15 protein-coding genes and 1 pseudogene are annotated in these 16,788 nt (G+C 63.3%); 10 read left to right on the top strand and 6 right to left on the bottom strand.

Annotated elements, in window-relative coordinates; translation table 11 throughout:
* Together X946_RS32705 and X946_RS28080 are read right to left on the bottom strand one after the other, a co-directional pair.
* On the bottom strand, positions 1 to 126 hold a 126-nt coding region (locus X946_RS32705), incomplete at its 3' end, for an SDR family NAD(P)-dependent oxidoreductase (protein WP_152611863.1).
* A 46-nt stretch (positions 127 to 172) separates the two neighbouring features.
* On the bottom strand, positions 173 to 913 hold the full coding sequence (locus X946_RS28080) for an acetoacetate decarboxylase (RefSeq protein WP_038754918.1): 741 nt from the start codon (positions 911 to 913) through the stop codon (positions 173 to 175).
* Between the two features lie 475 nt (positions 914 to 1,388).
* On the opposite strand from X946_RS28080, the gene X946_RS28075 reads away from it, so the two are divergent.
* Entirely contained in the window at positions 1,389 to 1,985 is a 597-nt protein-coding gene (locus X946_RS28075; protein WP_038754915.1) for an undecaprenyl-diphosphatase, read from the top strand.
* Positions 1,986 to 2,007: 22 nt separating this feature from the next.
* Here X946_RS28075 and X946_RS28070 read toward each other — a convergent pair whose 3' ends face one another.
* On the bottom strand, positions 2,008 to 2,244 hold the full coding sequence (locus X946_RS28070; RefSeq protein WP_038754914.1) for a hypothetical protein: 237 nt from the start codon (positions 2,242 to 2,244) through the stop codon (positions 2,008 to 2,010).
* Between the two features lie 362 nt (positions 2,245 to 2,606).
* On the opposite strand from X946_RS28070, the gene X946_RS34760 reads away from it, so the two are divergent.
* Positions 2,607 to 2,840 carry a hypothetical protein gene (locus tag X946_RS34760; RefSeq protein WP_152611862.1) on the top strand — a complete coding sequence of 78 codons (234 nt, stop codon included), beginning with the start codon at positions 2,607 to 2,609 and terminating at the stop codon, positions 2,838 to 2,840.
* 229 nt (positions 2,841 to 3,069) lie between these two features.
* Here the strand turns inward: X946_RS34760 and X946_RS28065 are convergent, their stop codons facing one another.
* Both X946_RS28065 and X946_RS28060 read right to left on the bottom strand, forming a co-directional pair.
* Positions 3,070 to 3,897 (bottom strand): siderophore-interacting protein, encoded by an 828-nt coding sequence (locus X946_RS28065; protein ID WP_038754911.1) that lies wholly within the window; start codon positions 3,895 to 3,897, stop codon positions 3,070 to 3,072.
* A gap of 38 nt (positions 3,898 to 3,935) precedes the next feature.
* On the bottom strand, positions 3,936 to 4,640 hold the full coding sequence (locus tag X946_RS28060) for a PadR family transcriptional regulator (RefSeq protein ID WP_038754909.1): 705 nt from the start codon (positions 4,638 to 4,640) through the stop codon (positions 3,936 to 3,938).
* 70 nt (positions 4,641 to 4,710) lie between these two features.
* On the opposite strand from X946_RS28060, the gene X946_RS32700 reads away from it, so the two are divergent.
* Entirely contained in the window at positions 4,711 to 5,247 is a 537-nt protein-coding gene (locus tag X946_RS32700) for a DMT family transporter (RefSeq protein WP_081990105.1), read from the top strand.
* A gap of 406 nt (positions 5,248 to 5,653) precedes the next feature.
* Here X946_RS32700 and X946_RS28055 read toward each other — a convergent pair whose 3' ends face one another.
* On the bottom strand, positions 5,654 to 7,579 hold the full coding sequence (locus X946_RS28055) for a kelch repeat-containing protein (RefSeq protein WP_152611861.1): 1,926 nt from the start codon (positions 7,577 to 7,579) through the stop codon (positions 5,654 to 5,656).
* 695 nt (positions 7,580 to 8,274) lie between these two features.
* Here X946_RS28055 and X946_RS28050 point away from each other — a divergent pair.
* The 7 genes and pseudogenes from X946_RS28050 to bpaC all read left to right on the top strand — a co-directional run.
* Complete coding sequence (locus X946_RS28050; protein ID WP_052145213.1) at positions 8,275 to 8,805, top strand: fimbrial protein; 531 nt, start codon at positions 8,275 to 8,277, stop codon at positions 8,803 to 8,805.
* 101 nt (positions 8,806 to 8,906) lie between these two features.
* Positions 8,907 to 9,677: a fimbrial biogenesis chaperone gene (locus X946_RS28045; protein WP_038754903.1), complete on the top strand. Its 771-nt coding sequence runs from the start codon at positions 8,907 to 8,909 to the stop codon at positions 9,675 to 9,677.
* Between the two features lie 57 nt (positions 9,678 to 9,734).
* Entirely contained in the window at positions 9,735 to 12,221 is a 2,487-nt protein-coding gene (locus tag X946_RS28040) for a fimbria/pilus outer membrane usher protein (protein ID WP_038754900.1), read from the top strand.
* Complete coding sequence (locus X946_RS34755) at positions 12,212 to 13,192, top strand: fimbrial protein (RefSeq protein ID WP_038754897.1); 981 nt, start codon at positions 12,212 to 12,214, stop codon at positions 13,190 to 13,192. The genes X946_RS28040 and X946_RS34755 overlap by 10 nt, the downstream gene beginning before the upstream one ends.
* 444 nt (positions 13,193 to 13,636) lie before the next feature.
* Complete coding sequence (locus tag X946_RS28030; RefSeq protein ID WP_038754894.1) at positions 13,637 to 13,897, top strand: hypothetical protein; 261 nt, start codon at positions 13,637 to 13,639, stop codon at positions 13,895 to 13,897.
* 49 nt (positions 13,898 to 13,946) lie between these two features.
* The gene (locus X946_RS32685; protein ID WP_038754891.1) at positions 13,947 to 14,633 is read left to right on the top strand and encodes an OmpA family protein; all 687 of its coding nucleotides are present in this window, start codon (positions 13,947 to 13,949) and stop codon (positions 14,631 to 14,633) included.
* 565 nt (positions 14,634 to 15,198) lie between these two features.
* A pseudogene (gene bpaC, locus X946_RS28020) lies at positions 15,199 to 16,788 on the top strand (trimeric autotransporter adhesin BpaC); the annotation flags it as partial.

The following is a 16,788-nucleotide window of genomic DNA, read 5'->3' as shown; positions in this document are numbered from 1 at the left end:
GCCGTCCTGATTCAGATCGGCGATCGCGACCGCCGCGCCCGCACGCGCGAGCTCCAGCGCGATTTCCTTGCCGATGCCGCTTGCCGCGCCCGTCACGACTGCAGTTTTGCCATTCAGATTGCTCATGATCGAATTCCTGTCGAGAAAGAAGTAGGGAAGGATGCGGCTCGCGTCACTGCGCGAGGTAATCGTAGACGACTTCGCCGAGGCCGAGCGTCAAATCGGCGAGCAGGTGCCGCGCCTCGACGATCTCGAGCACCGGCAGATCGGCGACGGGCGCGAGCGCGTGCGGCGCGAGCTGCAGCGACGCGGGGCCCGTCCATGCGCCTTTCATCTTGATGTCCTGCAGGTAGTAGCGCACGAGCTCGCACACGCGCGCCGAGCCGTCGACGTGTGGAATGATCTTCAGCAGGAAGTTCGCGCCCGCGAGGCGTTTCGCCTGCTCTTCGAGATCGAGCTCCCGATGCTTGTAGCCCATCGTGCCCGTCGCGACGCGCACGGGGCCGTAGTCGAGCGTGCCGAGCAGCGTGTCGATGTGCGTCTCGAGCGTCGGCTGCGCGAGTTTCTTCGGGAATCCCCACAATTCGCGGCCGCCCGCGATCGGCGGGTGATCGTTCAGATACATCGCGAGCGTGTAGCCGCCCGGCTGGCCGTTGTACTCGACGGGGATCACCTGGCCGCTCTCGGTGTAATCGCCGAAGCCCGTCGAATCCGGCATGCGGATGAATTCGTAATGGACGAGCGGCTCCTTCACTTCGAGCGGCTCGGGCACGATTTCGCGGAGGCGGTCGATATCGGTGCGGTAGGTAATGATCAGGAATTCCCGATTGACGAAACGGTAGGGGCCCATCGGAAACGCGGGGCTCGTGAGCGGCATCGCGAATGCATTCGATCGGACTTGGCTGGGCTTCATGCGGACTCCTTGTTGATCGCTTCGTGGTCGGGGTGCCGATATCGTATGCCTCTGCGAATCGATTGTGCGATGCCGCAACTGGAAAAGATTATTGCGGAAATCGCGGCAACGAAATGACAAATATTGACAGTGTTGCAGAGGCAGTAACGAACGCGTATCGGCGGGCGAGGAAGACGGTTCGCTCCCGGTTCCGCTCCGGCGAAAGGTGAGGCTTTTCGGGGGCAATGGTGAGCATTTACGGGGCCCGTGAAACGGGTGTGAACGTCGGCCCGATGCAGCGTGTCGCGGCGCGCGGCGCGTTCGATTGAACTTTTGGGGAGCGACCGTTCTCGAAGAATCGCGTTGTAGAACTTTCGATTTTCCTTTCGATCTCGATCTTGCGGCGCTTCGGGTTAAGCCTTCCTTAAGCGTGCGCGTCCTAGCATCGTGCGGACCGGTGACCCGGCGTCGTTCGATTCGCTACCGTTTCAACCCCATGCAAAACTTCAATCTCGCTGTTTTTTCCGCGCTCAATGCGGGTTCTGCGCCGCATCTCGCCGCCGTTCGCTTCGGCGTGTTCGCCGCCGACTGGCTCGTCTACGCGGTGCCCGCGCTGCTGCTGCTGACCTGGGTGATGGGCGCGCGTGCGACGCGTCGCCAGGCGATCGAAGCGGGCGTCGGCGCATGCGTCGCGCTCGCGCTCGCGCAGGTGATCGGCCACTTCTGGTATTCGCCGCGGCCGTTCGCGCTCGGCATCGGCACGCAATTGATTCCGCATGCGCCCGACGGTTCGTTCCCGAGCGATCACGCGACCTTCGTCTGCAGCGTCGCGGCGGGCCTGCTCGTCGCCGGCGCGACGCGCGCGGCGGGCGTCGTGCTCGCCGTCATCGCGGCGGTGGTCGGCTGGGGGCGCATCTATGTCGGCGTGCACTGGCCGCTCGACATCGCGGGCGGCGCGCTCGTCGGAACCGCCGGTGCGCTCGCCGCGCATCTGTACGGCCGCCCGGTGACGGCGCTGCTCGAGCGCGTCGGCGAATCGGTGCACGCTGTCGCGTTCACGCGATTGCACGAGCGCTCGATCCGCGTCGATTGACGACAATCGACGGGAATCCGAACTAACCGGGCGCTCTCGTTTGGGCGGCGTCGTTCGCCGAGCCGGACTCGACATCGGCGCCGCCGTGCAGTTCGACGTTCTCGTTGTGCATCTGGCGCGCGGCCTCGCGATCGAGCGCGCTGTCCTTGAGGATCGCGCACATCGCGACGAACAGCGCGATCGCGATCGCGCCGAGCCCGCAATAGCCGACGATTCTGAGGGTTCTCGGGATGCTTGCGTGGGTGTGGCGGCGAGTCATGGTGGTCGCGTATCCGGGTGACGACGCGCGAATCGCGCGATCTTTTCCTTTTGTCATTCGACGCGCGCAGGCGCCGCGACGCGTCGTGCTTGTCTCGATATCCGGCCACGGCGGCGCGGGCCGCTCTGTGCCCCATGAAATACGCCGTTGCGTGCCGCGATGGCTTCGCCGCACGGGCCGCATGCCGTCGAGATAGGTATAGAACACCGGCGGCGCGGATGCAACTCCGTGCGTGTAGAGACGCGATTGCGCCGATGTCCGCGCACCGAAAGGCGATCGACGGAATGCAAACGCGTGCGCGCCGGCGGATGCCGGTGCGGCATTCATCTGCGGGAAATCGGCCGCGAAACGAACGAAATGGCTTGGTCGACGCCAATCGGGCGCGCCGGGATGCGCGGCGCGGTTTGGCGGCGCGATGCGGACGGGTTCGAACCGCGCGGTTGCATGATTCAGTTCGAACGAAAAGCGTGCGCCGCGATCGGCGCATGGCGAGCGCCGCCAAGCGCGGCTATTTCGGGATAGGCCGGCGCGGCGGCGGCGATGCGGATGCGATGCAGTTCATACGAAAACGCGACGCGATGACCTACGCCGCGTGAGGGCGTTTTCCGCCGTCGGCGGTCGCATGCGTGCGCGCATGCCGTCGCGCCGATCGATGCGTGGCGCGATGATTCAGGCGTGACAAGAGAGGCGTGCGTGTCGGCAACGAACGCCGCGCGCTTCGAGCGCATGCGCTCGAAGCGGGTGTGGCGCTGGCATGCGATGCGCGTCGCTACACCGTTGTCGCGAGTCGAACGCGTGCGCCGCGTTTTAGGCTCGCTTGGCGCATCAGTCTTCGAGCGATTCGTGCACCGCAACCGCGCCGTGCTTCCAGTAAGCGGACGCGCGAATCCGCGATTTCGCGACGCCGCGCTCGCGGCACAGGTGCTCGCGCACGCCGCGCATCGCGGCCGCTTCGCCGGCCGCCCACACGTAGCCGTCGCCGGCCGGCAGCGGCAGTTCCCGCAACGCGTCGACCAACCGGCTCGCGCCTCGCTCGCCATTCGCCGCATCGTCGCGATGACGCCACATGACGTACAGGTTCGCCTCGGTCGCGAATTCGATCTGCGCCGACGGATCGGCCACTTCCAGCACCGCGGCGACGCGCGTCCCGGCCGGCAATTCCTCGAGTCGCCGTGCGACGGCGGGCAGCGCGGTGTCGTCGCCGATCAGCAGATGCCAGTCGAAATCCTTCGGGATCACGAATGAACCGCGCGGACCGCCGATGCCGAGCGTCTGTCCGACGCGCGCCTGCGCGGCCCATTGCGACGCGGGCCCCGGATGATGCAGCACGAAATCGAGATCGAGCTCGCGCGCGGCGCGATCGTATCGGCGCGGCGTGAAATCGCGCGCGACGGGGCGCGGCTTGTCTTCGGGAAACACGATGCCGTTCGGGCCGAATTCGGGGCGTGCGGGCGCGTCTTCGCCGGGCGGCGGGAAGAAGACCTTCACGTGATCGTCGAACGACGCCGATTCGAAATCGTCGAGTTCGTCGCCCGTCAGCGTCACGCGCATCAAATGCGGCGTCACCTTGGCAACGCGCTTGACCTGCAACAGGCGGAATTTCAGCGTATGGCGCACGCGAACGACGGCGCGCTCGGTAGTCGGTTGGGTCATATCGATTGGTTCTCCTTGATAAACCGGACGCGGCGCGATCAGCCCTCGGTCCGGCCTTCGATGTCGGCGACGGCGCGCCGCAGGATCGCCGCAATGCGGCGCTGCTCGTCGGCGTCGGCGCCGCTTTTGCGAAAGAGCGCTTGCTTGAGCGCCATCCGCGCGTCGACGAATTCCGGCAGCCAGCCGTGCGTGTCGTCTTCGGCGGCGGGCGTTTCGCCGGCGAATGCGCGGCGCATGAACTCCATTTTGCGGCCGAGATGCGCGAGCTTCGCGAACAGCAGGTCGACGCGCTCGCGCTGCGCGTCGAGATGCGCGCGGCCCGCATCGGCGAGCGCGTAGCGCTTGCGGTTGCCTTCGGCCTGCACGGTCACGTAGCCGAGCTCTTCGAGGTACGTGAGCGCCGGATACACCATGCCGGGGCTCGGCGCGTAGAAGCCGCTCGAGCGCGTGTCGAGCGCCTTGATCAGCTCGTAGCCGTGGCTCGGCTGTTCGGCGAGCAGCGCGAGCAGCAGCAACTGCAGGTCGTCGGCGCTGAATTGACGGCCGCGCGGCATCGCATCGTCCCCGCCGAAGCCGCTGAAGCCGCCCGGGCCGCCGCCGAAGCCGCCGAATGGACCGAAGCCGTGCCGGCCGCCGCCGCGGCGATGGCCGCCGATCATGTGGCGGAACATCTCGAGCGGACCGGGGCCGGACGAGGCATGCATGCCGCAATCGCGGCGCGAAAACAGGTGAGCGTGGCGCATCGCCGTCTCCTTTACGTCTTTAGATGTATCGAAAGATATATATCGAAAGATATAAAGTCAACGGGATTTTATGGGGGCGGATGGTGAGGCCGATCAGAGGTTCTTTGGGGCCGGTGTGCAAAGGAAGGCGGCTTCTTCGTGGCATTCGACGAGAGCTGTCGAATTATTGAATCGATCGCCTTTCGCCTGGTTTGAGCGCGCGATCCTCAACATGGTGGCCTACCAAGGCGTGGCGTACATTGCGGGGAAGTCGGCTTCCGCAACCAACGTGCGCATCATCATCGCGATCATGCCGCTGGTGCCGGCGTTGCTGAGCCTCGTGTTCGCGAGCGAGACGCTGACGGTCGGGGCGTCGGTGGGCGGCCTCCTGTCGATCATCGGGCCGGTTGTGCTGACCGGCCATGGTGATCCCGCGAGCTTGCTCCAAAGCGGGATTCGCACGGGGGATGCCTTGATGCTCGTGGCGAAGATTGCGCATGCCACGTGCGTCGTGCCGCCGAGACGCCGGGCCTGCCGTTGCCCATCTGGCAATCGCTCGCCGTGCAGGCCGGGTTTGCCGTCATGTTCCCTTTGCCGTGGTATCGGCTCGCGCCTTCGTCGCCAATGACCTTCGAGAAGCTGTCGCCGGTGCTGTATGCGGCGCTTGCGGTGTCGATCCTCGCGCCGTCTCCGTGGATGACGGGCGTGCGCCTGAGCGCTCCACGCCGAGCCAGCCGCTTCATGAATTTCCTGCCCGTATTCGTGACGCTTACGCCTTGCTGCTGCTCGGCGAGCCGCTGTAGCGCCGCCATCGTGTTGGAGGGGGCATGGCGCTGGCTGGCGTGTGGCTGCGGCAGGCGACAAAGCCGCCGCCGTATCGGGCGCGATCCAGATGCGTGCAATGAGAAAGTCGCCGGCATGGTGGGCTTGGCGCGTACCCGTGCCCACACGCAAGAATGCCTCGCGCGCACGATGTGCCGTACGATCGCTGTCCTAATCAATGGCACGTCGTCCGCAGCGCTTGTTTCGTTGCGTCAGGGCATATATGCCTCTGTCGAAGAAAGGGCGCCGAGGAAGCCGGCGACGCTGCCGTGCCCGCCCTCGACAAGCACTCGGCCGTCAGACAACAGCGTTGCGGCGTAGACGGCGCGGCCCTGATTCATACTGGCAACCGCCGTCCACGTATCGTTGTTCGGGTCGTAAATCTCGGCAGAAGACAGGGCGTTGCCTCGCCCGCCCGCCACCAGCACTTTGCCGTTGGACAGCAGCGTCGCAGTGTGTGCGCTGCGCGCCTGATTCATGCTGGCGGCGCTCGTCCATCCGTTACTGACGGGATCGTATATTTTTGTCGTCGACAGTGCGCTGCCGCTGCCGTCCACGCCGCCGGCGATCAGCACCTTGCCGTTGGGCAACAGCGTTGCGGTATGTGCGCTGCGCACGTCTGTGGTGGTGACGGCAGCGACGGCGGGCGTCCACGTATCGCTGGCGGGATCGTACACTTCGCCGGAAAACAGGATGCCGGCTCCGCCCGCCACCAGCACCTTGCCGTTGGGCAGCAGCGTCGCGGTATGTGCGCTGCGCGCCTGATTCATGCTGGCGGCGCTCGTCCATCCGTTACTGACGGGATCGTATATTCTTGCCGAGGCCAGTGCGCTGCCGAAGTCGTCCACGCCGCCGGCGATCAGCACCTTGCCGTTGGGCAACAGCGTTGCGGTATGTGCGCTGCGCACGTCTGTGGTGGTGACGGCAGCGACGACGGGCGTCCACGTATCGCTGGCGGGATCGTACACTTCGCCGGAAAACAGGATGCCGGCTCCGCCCGCGGCCAGCACCTTGCCGTTGGGCAGCAGCGTCGCGGTGTGCGCGCTGCGCGCTTGAGTCATGCCTGCGCCGGCCGCCCACGTGTTGCTCGCCGGATCGTACAACTCCGTTGACGACAATGGGACGCCCAAGTTGTTGGCGCCGCCCGTAACGAGCACTTTGCCGTTGGGTAGCAGCGTTGCGGTGTGGGCGTAACGCGCCTGAGTCAGATCATCGACGGATAGCCACTGTCCGGTGGCGGTAACGGTGATTGCAACCTGCGCCGTCACGCTGCCCGCGCTGTTGCTGGCGGTGACGGCATAGGCTGTTTGGGGCTGCGCGTTTTGAGGGGTGCCGCTGATCACCCCGGTCTGTGCGTCGACGCTCAAGCCGGCCGGCAGGGCTGGCGACACCGAATACGCGGTCGCGGCGCCGCCCGCGAGTTCCGGGACGTCCTGCGCAATCACGCGCCCGGCCACGTACACCGGCGCCGGGTCCGAATACGTCAAACTCGTCGGCGGGGCAGTCTGAGCCTGTACTTGGATGTTGACCTGCGCTTGCGCGCTTCCCGCGCTATTGCTGCCGGTGATGGTGTAGTTCGCCGGCGCGGTCACGGCGGCCGGCGTGCCGCTGATGACGCCCGTCTGCGGGTCCAGCGTCAGACCCGCCGGCAGCGCGGGCTCGACGGCGTACTGCGTGATCTCGCCACCCGAAGTCGTCGGCGTATTCGGGCTGATCTGTACGCCGGTCGTATAGATGACCGGATTGTCCGGATAGCTGAGGCTGTCCGGTGCCGCGATGCCGTCCTCCACTTCGATTTGCACACGCGCCGTCACGCTGCCGGCGCTGTTGCTGCCCGTGACGACGTAAATCGTCACGGGCGCGACGATGGACGGGGTGCCGGCGATCACGCCGGTTGCGGGATCGAGAGCAAGCCCGCTGGGCAGCGCGGGCGATACGCCGTACTTCGTGATGGAGCCGCCGCTGCTGTGCGGCGAATTGGGAATGATCGGCGTCCCCTTGTCGTAGACGACCACCGGAACGCTGTAATTCAGGCCGGCGGGCGGTCGGGCAGTTGAATCGAGATCGCTGCCGCTGCACGCAGCAAGAAATGCCATCAGCAGCAGAGCCAGCACATGAAGGGCGTTTCCACGGGTCATGATTGCCTCGCGCCAAAGGAATCGGCTACTGATTCGGGTTCCTGGACAACTCGTGAAAGATTATTAACAATGCCAAGAAACATCAATAAAATTGTTGACTGCAATGGTATGATCAATTGACGTCGTGACGCATGAATCGTCGTTGCACGATCGATCGTTATTGTCAAAATGTTTTCGAGCATCGCCTTTAATTGATCTTGTTTATCGCTGGGCGATGCGCACTCGTTTAATCAGCCTGGCCATGCGGTGAAAGGGATGTGCGTCGCGTCGGATCAAATGGTTCCGACGGCTCGGGATCGAGCATGAACCCGTGCTCCGGCCTTGCTCTGCGAGATTTTTGTTTGGATGGCGACGTCCTGCTGTTGGAGGGAAAGGGGAGTGCATCCGTCGATTCGAGAGTCGTCGGTGAATCGACGCGCACTCTTCAGGCGCTGTGCCGCGCTTTGCGGATTCGAATGCGTGGATCGCGTGTGCGCCATTTCGGTGCGAAAGAATTTATTTCGTAATGATCATGTAATTAATTTGGAAAATAAATCCCAAATACTGGCATTCCGATAAATGCAAGTGAAATTTGCGCGATGCCTGCCGTTCGGATAAGGGCAACTCGCATTGAAGTATTTGTTCGTGAAAAATGGTGACGTAAAGAATTGTGTCTCTTAAGATAGTTTCACCTATCCCTTTCGGATGGAACCGAGATGAAAGCAAAACGAATGCAACGCGGGGTAGTGGCCGTTCTGCTGTCGATGCTCTCCGTCGGCGCGGCTTATTCGCAAACTGCCACGACCGGTACGATCAATTTCACCGGTAGCATCACCGATGTCCCGTGCGAAATCGATACGACCGCCACCAGCAGCGCCGTCACCATGGCGAAGGTCTTTGCGAACGACTTCAGCGGCGTGGGATCGACCACCGGCACCACGGCGTTCAAGATTGTCCTCAAGAATTGCGGTGCGTCGACGTCGGGGGCGACGGTGCTGTTCACGGGCACCACGGACACGGCCAATCCCGAGGCGCTGCAAACGACCGTCGGCGGGGCGGGCGGCGTCGCGCTCCAGCTCGTCGACGACACGGGCACGCCGATCAGCATCGGCACGAGCAGCAAGGAATACACGATCGCCGAGGGTGACAACACGTTCAACTTCGCAGCGCGCTATATCGCGACATCGGCAACCGTGACGGGCGGCGCGGCGAACGCTACCGCCGTGTTTGCGCTGACGTACAAGTAGCGGATGCCGCCTCCTTCCGTGCGCGCGCAATCGCGCGCATCGAGGGCGGATTTCACCGACGCGGCACCTAGGCCAGTTAATTTTTCGGGGAGAGACGAGATATGCGCCTGTCTATCATTTGTCACGCCGCTTTTGCTGCCGCCCTCGCGTTGGGCGGCGTCGAAGCGTATGCCGGCATTCAGGTCGGCGGTACGCGCGTGGTGTTCGATGCAAAAGCCGACGCGCGCGATACGTCGGTTGCGGTGCGCAATAAAGGCGAGACGCCGTATGTGATTCAGATCTTCGTCGATGACGGAAACGGGAACACCCGGCGCATGCCGTTTACGGTCACGCCGCCGCTCTTTCGTCTGGACGGCGGCAAGGAGCAGCGTGTGAGCGTGCGCTACGTGAAACGGGGTGCAGGTTTGCCGCAGGACGCCGAATCCGTCTACTGGCTCAACGTGAAGGAAATCCCGCCCACGCAGAAGCGTAAGGCGGACGTCAACACGCTGAAGATCGCGGTCCTCACGCGCATCAAGCTCTTTTACCGGCCTGCCGGTTTGCGCGGCAGCGCGGCCGATGCGCCGTCGCAACTCAAATGGTCGGTCGTGCCGAGCCCGATCGGGCAGGGCGCGGCGTTGAAGGTCAGCAATCCGACGCCGTATCACGTGACCTTCTCGACCATCGAAATCCAGGCCGCGCAGAACGCAAGCATCAACGCGGACATGGTGAACCCCAAGAGCGAGCTGATTGTCCCGATTCCTCTCAGGGCGATCTCGCATGTCGGTCCGGTCAAGTTCAGCTATACGACGATCAACGATTACGGCGCCGTCACCCAGGCGACGGAGGTGACCGCGCAACCAGCCGGAACGCCGGACGCGCCACCGCAATAAGCTGCGATGGCTCGGCATCGGGGTGCCGACGTCGGCTTCTTGCGCATACGAGCGATCGTGCTGGCCGCCGCGCTGACCGCGCTTTCGTCCGTCGTCCGTGGCGAGCAAGCGTTCGAGTTCGATCCCGCCTTTCTCGAACTGGGCGGCGGCAGGGGCGGGGCGGACCTTTCCGTGTACGCGACGTCGAATCGCGTACTGCCGGGCGTTTATCTGGTGTCGATCTTCGTCAACGACGAGGCAATCGACAGGCGTGACATCGAGTTCGTGCCCGAAAGCCGGGAGGACGCGGTTCCTTGCCTGACCGCCCGGATGTTCGACGAGTGGGGCGTCAACGTCGCCGCGCTTCCGAGGCTGGCGCAGGCTCGTGAGGACGCTTGCGTCGATATCGTCGACAGCGTTCCCGACGCGCGCGTCGCGTTCGACAGCCATCAACTGCGTCTAAACGTGACGGTGCCTCAAGCCGCATTGAAGCGACGTGCGCGCGGATCGGTAGATCCGGCTCGCTGGGATCAGGGCATCAACGCCGCGCTGCTCGACTACCAACTGAGTGCCGCGCAATATGCGGGCGGCAACTACGCGTCCGCCAATTCGCGAACGACGCTGTACGCGGGCCTTCGCGGCGGCATCAATCTGGGCGCCTGGCGGTTGTCGCATACGTCGTCGTTTCTGCGCGGGCTCGACGGACGAGACCGCTTTCAGATCATCAACACGTTCGTGCAGCGCGATATCCAAGGCTGGAACAGCCGGCTGATGGCCGGCGAAGGCACGACGCCGTCCAACATTTTCGACGGCTTCCAGTTTCGCGGCGTACAGATCAATACCGACGAAACCATGCTGCCCGATAGCCTGCGGGGTTATGCCCCGACTGTGCACGGCGTCGCACAGACCAATGCGCAGGTGACGATCAAGCAGAACGGCTTCGTCATCTACAGCACCTACGTGCCACCCGGGCCGTTCACGATCGACGATCTCTATCCGACATCGTCGTCGGGCAATCTGGACGTGACGATCACCGAGGCCGACGGGCATGTCACGACATTTACGCAACCCTACTCCGCGGTGCCCATGCTGTTGCGCGACGGCTCGTGGCGCTACAACGTCACGGCGGGCCAATATCGCGACGGCATTTCGGGCTCCCATCCGAATTTCGCGATGGCGACGCTCGCACGCGGCTTGCCGGGCGAATTCTCGTTGTATGGCGGTGTCATCGAGGCCGGCATGTATCAATCGGTGTTGGTCGGAATCGGCAAGAATCTCGGCACCGTCGGCGCTGTGTCGTTCGACGTGACGCACGCGCGAAGCGCGATCGATATGGCCGACAGCAGTACGGTATCCGGACAGGCGTTTCGCGTGCTTTACGCGAAGGCGGTGGGAGGTTGGGGTACGGATTTCCGATTGCTTGCGTATCGTTATTCCACTGCGGGTTATCGCAGCTTCGCCGATGCGGTGCAATTGCGCGACGGCAGCGAACCGGCCGCGCTCGGCGCGAAACGCCAACGCCTGGAAGGCAACGTGAATCAGCGTCTGGGCCGCTTAGGCTCGATGTACGCGAGCGTGGTCCTGCAGACATACTGGGGCAGTGCGGCGCGCAGCACGGTGTATCAACTCGGTTACAACGGCAATTGGGGCCGCGCCAGCTACGGACTTTATTCCACGTACAGTAAAGGAAACGGCGTGCCGTCGAGCTGGAACGTGTCGTTGTCGCTGTCGATGCCGCTGGAAGCGCTGTTCGGCGGCGCGAGAGCGCGTGCGACGAGCGGCGGCACGAATGTCACGTACTTCGCAAGCCGAAACAACGAGAATCACTTCAATCAACAGGTGACGGTTGGCGGCGGCAGCAGCGATCAGCAACTGAATTACAGCGTCGGCGTCGCGCATTCGAACCAGTCGGACGTAAGCGGAACGGCATCGGCGAGTTACCTTGCGCCGTTTGGCCGCTACGGCGCATCGGTCGGCAGCGGTCGCGGATATTCGCAGGCCGCGCTCACGGCGGCGGGTGGAATGCTGTGGCACGGGACGGGACTGCTATTCACGCAGCCGCTCGGCGATACCGTGGCGGTCGTGGGAGTTCCGAACGTGAGTGGAATCCACTTCGAAATGCATCCTGGCGTGAGCACGAATCGGGCCGGCGAAGCGGTGATTCCGCGTCTGAATCCATACCGCGTCAACCGCATCGTCATCGACCCGCGCCGCATGCCGCAGGATGTGGAAATCCGCAATCCGGTGAGCGAGGTGGTGCCGACTCGCGCCGCGGTCGTTCAAGCCCACTTCGATTCGGTCGTCGGCTTCCGGGCGATGTTCGCACTGACGCGCCCGGACGGCTCATCTCCTCCGCAGGGGGCGACGGCCGAAAACGACGAGGGGCAGGCGCTCGGCGTCGTAGGGATGGACGGCGAGACGTTCGTGGCCGGATTGCCGGATATCGAGGGGCGCTTTTTCGTTCGCTGGGGCGCGGAGCGGCAGAATCGATGCCACGTGAACTACACGCTGCCCGAGCAAGCGCCGGCCGGCGCGTATCCGGCCGTGGAGGCGACATGCAATTGAAACGGGAATCGCTCGTGCGGCCGCTTGGTTTCTTTCGCATGCGCAGGGTGGCGTGCTGCTTATGGATTGCCGCCGCCGCACTGCCGATGGGCGCGCGCGCGGCGACTTGCGAAGGCGACAAGACGCTCGTCACGCTTCCGGCCATCGCGGTCGCGTCCGATGCGCCGATCGGGACAGTGTTGTGGAGCCAGAGCAGTATCGGCTTCAGCACGTATTGCACGTTGGGTTGGATCGACACCAGCAATATTTATGTTTGGCGCACCGACTTGAGCTCGACGCTTCAGCAATACGGGCTGACCTTCTGGCTGACCTACGAGGGGCAGGGCGGAAACACTGCGGAGCAAATCAAGAGCCCGCTGGTCGTCGATCTCGGCGGCAAGGCCGGCTATGCGAGCGGAACTGTCGGCCTGGAATTGAGGAAGACGGGCGCGACGCCCGCGCAAGGCGTTGTCAGCGCGGCGGACATGCCGGCCTTCTATTTGGACAGTAATACGAACAACAAGAAAGGTTCGCATTACATTCGCGGTCTAGCCAGCATTTCGTTCGTTTCCTATACCTGCGACATCGATACGGGATCGCGCAGCATGACCGTTCCCCTCGGCGACGTGCGCGTCGACCGCTTCACGGGGATCGGCTCCTCCTTTGCGGACCGGAATTTCAGCATCGGCCTCACGTGCACTCAGCCGTCCGGCACGTACAACGTCGCGCTGACGTTTTCCGCGACGGCAGACAGTTCCGGCGCGCCCGGCGTTCTGGCGATCACGCAAAGCGAGGCGGCGGCGACCGGCGTCGGCATTCAACTGCTGATGAACGGCTCGCCGGTGACGTTCGGTTCCGAACTCGATGCCGGCAGCGCGACCGCAGGCACAACGCTGGCGATTCCGATGACGGCGCGCTATTACCAGACCGGCAGCGTCATCACGCCGGGCGCGGCGAACGGCATCGCGACGTTCACCATCAGCTACAAGTGATTCATGCCGCGGCGGCGGAAGATTCAGCGTGCGCGTCCGTTTGCGGGCGCAACCGGCTGTCGCCCGATTCGTTGCCGATACTCCTGCTGAGGCGCGGGCGCACGCTCGCACCGTGAGGGCGATGGCGAGGCAAGCGTCGGCATCGCGCTTCGCCGGTAGCGCGGATAGGTGCGGTGAACCGACGGTCCGGATTTCCATTCGATTTCTCGTTCGCTCCGGAACGGAAGCGGCCTAAGCGGCGCCGGAAGTGCCTCGCCATATTCGTAGAACTTCGATATCCGATCGAATTGCCCGCCGCTAATCTTACGGGCGAAACACGGTTGCGCAAGCCCGCGTCCCGCGGCCGGGACACATTTTGGCGCGTACATGTCTCCATCCGGTCAATGCGCGCGGGACGTGCGTCTCCGCTTTGACCGATCTCGTCCATCGAATTGCAGACTCGTCATGAAATTTATCGTGCTGTTGCTCGTTACAGCTCTTGCAGGTTGTTCGTCCTTCTCCACGTCTCGAACCAATATCTACTCGATCAGGGCGGAAGACGGCATTCAGCGGTATCGGGTGACGTGTTCCGGGTTGTTCGGCGGAATGGAGGCCTGCAGGCAACGCGCGGCGGAAGTTTGCGAAGCGTCGCACGTCGTGAAGATCGGCCCTCAGGAGCCGGCTGCCGTCACCTTTATGTGCGAGGCGTCTCGGGCGGCGCGTTGACGCGCGACGTGACGCCATTGGATCGAACATAAAAATCATTTAGTAGAACATGAAAAATCTCATCATTGTTATTGCGCTGTCGGCGCTTGCGGGGTGTACCGTCTATTCCGGTCCGACGGTGAATGCGCGTCCGGTCGGTGATGCCGCAGGGAAGCAGTTTGAAGTCGAATGCACGGGCCTTTTCGTTGAAACCGGATCGTGCTTGAAGAAGGCTCGGGAGCTTTGTGAGATCCAGCCCGGATCGCCGTCCTTGCACGTTCTCGAGACGATCGGGCCGATTGGCCGTACGCCGGACCGGCTGGTGTTTCGTTGCGATGCGCCAGTCAAGCCCCGACCGCCGATCAAGACTCAACCGCCGGCTGCGATTGTGCCGCCGCCTGTCCAGCCGCCGGAGAAGGTGCTGTTTCATGGCGACGCGCTATTCGATTTCGATCGCGCCGACCTCAAGCTGCTTGGCAAGCGCGCGTTGGACGATGTCATTCGCCAAGCGAAGGGCAAGCGGTTTCGCGTCGTGCTGGTGTCCGGCTACACCGATGCCATTGGTTCGGATGCGTACAACAATGCGCTTTCAGCTCGCCGCGCGCGCACCGTTGCCGACTATCTGCGCGAGCGTGGATTGCTGGCGGATCGCGTGGTCGTGAATGGATTCGGCAAGTCGAATCCGGTTGCGTCGAATGCGACCGACGACGGACGCGCACAAAACCGACGCGTCGAAATCATTCTGGAAAGGGAATAGCGGCGAACGTCGACGCTTCGACGCTTCGACGCTTCGGCGGTTTGCGCGGCGGCTTTCATGCGAATGCGAATTCGTCGGCGTCGTGCATCAGGCGTTCGTGCGGCGTACGGGCAGTGTTCGTGCGTGGCCCTTTATTTCACCGATGCGGACGTTCTCCAAATGCGCCGGCGCTGCATGTGCGGCCGTTCGTCGCGAAGAATGCCAAAACAGTGATCCGCACTCGTTGAGGGTCGCATTCCGATTCGATATTTCGTTATACGAATGGGAATTCGGTGTGACGACACGTCGCACATGAAGAACGGCGCTCGGCATCTTCACGTGCCCCGCCGTTTATTTCGAACTATTGAGATGTATCCGGAAGACTCGAATCTGTATCTTGATGATCAGAATTGGTAGTTCGGAAAAGACGTCGTTCGGATTAAAAAGACATCCGAAATTCACTCCGCAACTTCGGTTGGTTTTATCTGCGCCGTTCATTCAAGCGAGCAGTCGCATACCCAAGTCGGCGTTTTCTAATCAATTTATTCGTATAGCAGTACGAAATTAATATATTGGGGAATATCTCATGAACAAGATTTTCAAAACGGTATGGTGCGAAGAGACGCGTACGTGGGTTGCGGCGTCGGAGCACGCAGTGGGGCGCGGTGGTCGCGCTTCGAGCGTCGTGGAATCCGCCGGCGGACTGAAGAAGGTGCTCAAGCTGTCGCTGCTGGGCGCTGCATCGCTGGTTGCGATGGGCGTTGTCGGGCCGTTTGCCGGCGAGGCAATGGCTGCGAATAACACTGGTCTGTGCTTGACGTACAACGGCGGTAGCAACAACGTTGCCGGCAGCGGGGGCCTTATAACCGGGAACGGTTGTAATTCGGCCGGTTGGATCAATGGCATGGTCGCGGGTAGCTCGACGGACTGGATGGGGATGACCGCGGACGACACGCAGATCGTTCTCGACGGCAGTGCGGGCAGCATTTATTTCCGGACGGGCGGCGTGAACGGCAACGTGTTGACGATGTCGAATGCGACCGGCGGCGTATTGCTCAGTGGCCTTGCTGCCGGTGTGAATTCGACCGATGCAGTCAACATGTCCCAGTTGACCTCGTTGTCGACCTCGACGGCAACCAGCATCACTTCGCTTTCGACCTCGACGGCAACGAGCATCGCTTCGATTTCGACGAGCCTTCTTTCGGTCGGCGTGGGCGTCGTGGCGCAAGATTCAGCGACCGGAGCGATCAGTGTCGGCGCCAATTCGCCGGGCCTGACGGTGAATTTCGCGGGAGGCCAGGGTGCGCGCACGCTGACGGGCGTTGCCGCCGGCGTCAACGATACGGATGCGGTGAACGTCAGCCAGCTGACGTCGCTGTCGACGAGCACGGCGACGGGGCTTTCCACCGCCGATAGCGGCATCGCGTCACTGTCGACGTCGCTGCTCGGCGCGGCGAGCGATCTGACGTCGCTGTCGACGAGCGCGTCGACGGGGCTTTCCACCGCTGATAGCGGCATCGCGTCGCTGTCGACTTCGCTGCTCGGCACTGCAGACGATGTGACGTCGCTGTCGACGAGCCTCGGCACGGTCAACGCGAATCTGGCCGGCTTGCAGACGTCGATGGAGAATGTCGTGTCCTACGATGATTCGTCGAAATCCACGATCACCTTCGGCGGCGTGGGCGCCACGACGCCGGTCCTTCTGACGAACGTGGCGGCGGGCGCGATTTCGGCAACCAGCACGGATGCGGTGAACGGTTCGCAGCTCTACACGCTCCAGCAGGATTTCTCGCAACAGTACAGTCTGCTGACGTCGCAAGTCTCGTCGCTCAGCACGTCGGTGTCGGATCTGCAAGGCAGCGTCGCGGCGAACACGGGAACCGCTTCGGGCGACAACAGCACCGCGAGCGGCGACAACGCGACCGCGTCGGGGACGAACAGCACGGCCAATGGTTCGAATTCGACCGCGTCGGGCGACAACAGCACGGCGAGCGGCACGAATGCGTCGGCGACGGGCGACAACAGCACGGCAACCGGCACGGATTCGACCGCGTCGGGCAGCAACAGCACGGCGAATGGTGCGAACTCGACCGCGTCGGGTGACAACAGCACGGCCAACGGCACGAATGCGTCGGCGACGGGCGATAACAGCACGGCGACCGGCACGGATTCGGCC

This window comes from Burkholderia sp. ABCPW 111 (assembly GCF_000773065.1).
Lineage (GTDB): Bacteria > Pseudomonadota > Gammaproteobacteria > Burkholderiales > Burkholderiaceae > Burkholderia > Burkholderia savannae.
The sequence above is the reverse complement of the archived record's forward strand: the minus strand, read 5'-3'. Positions and strand labels throughout refer to the sequence as shown.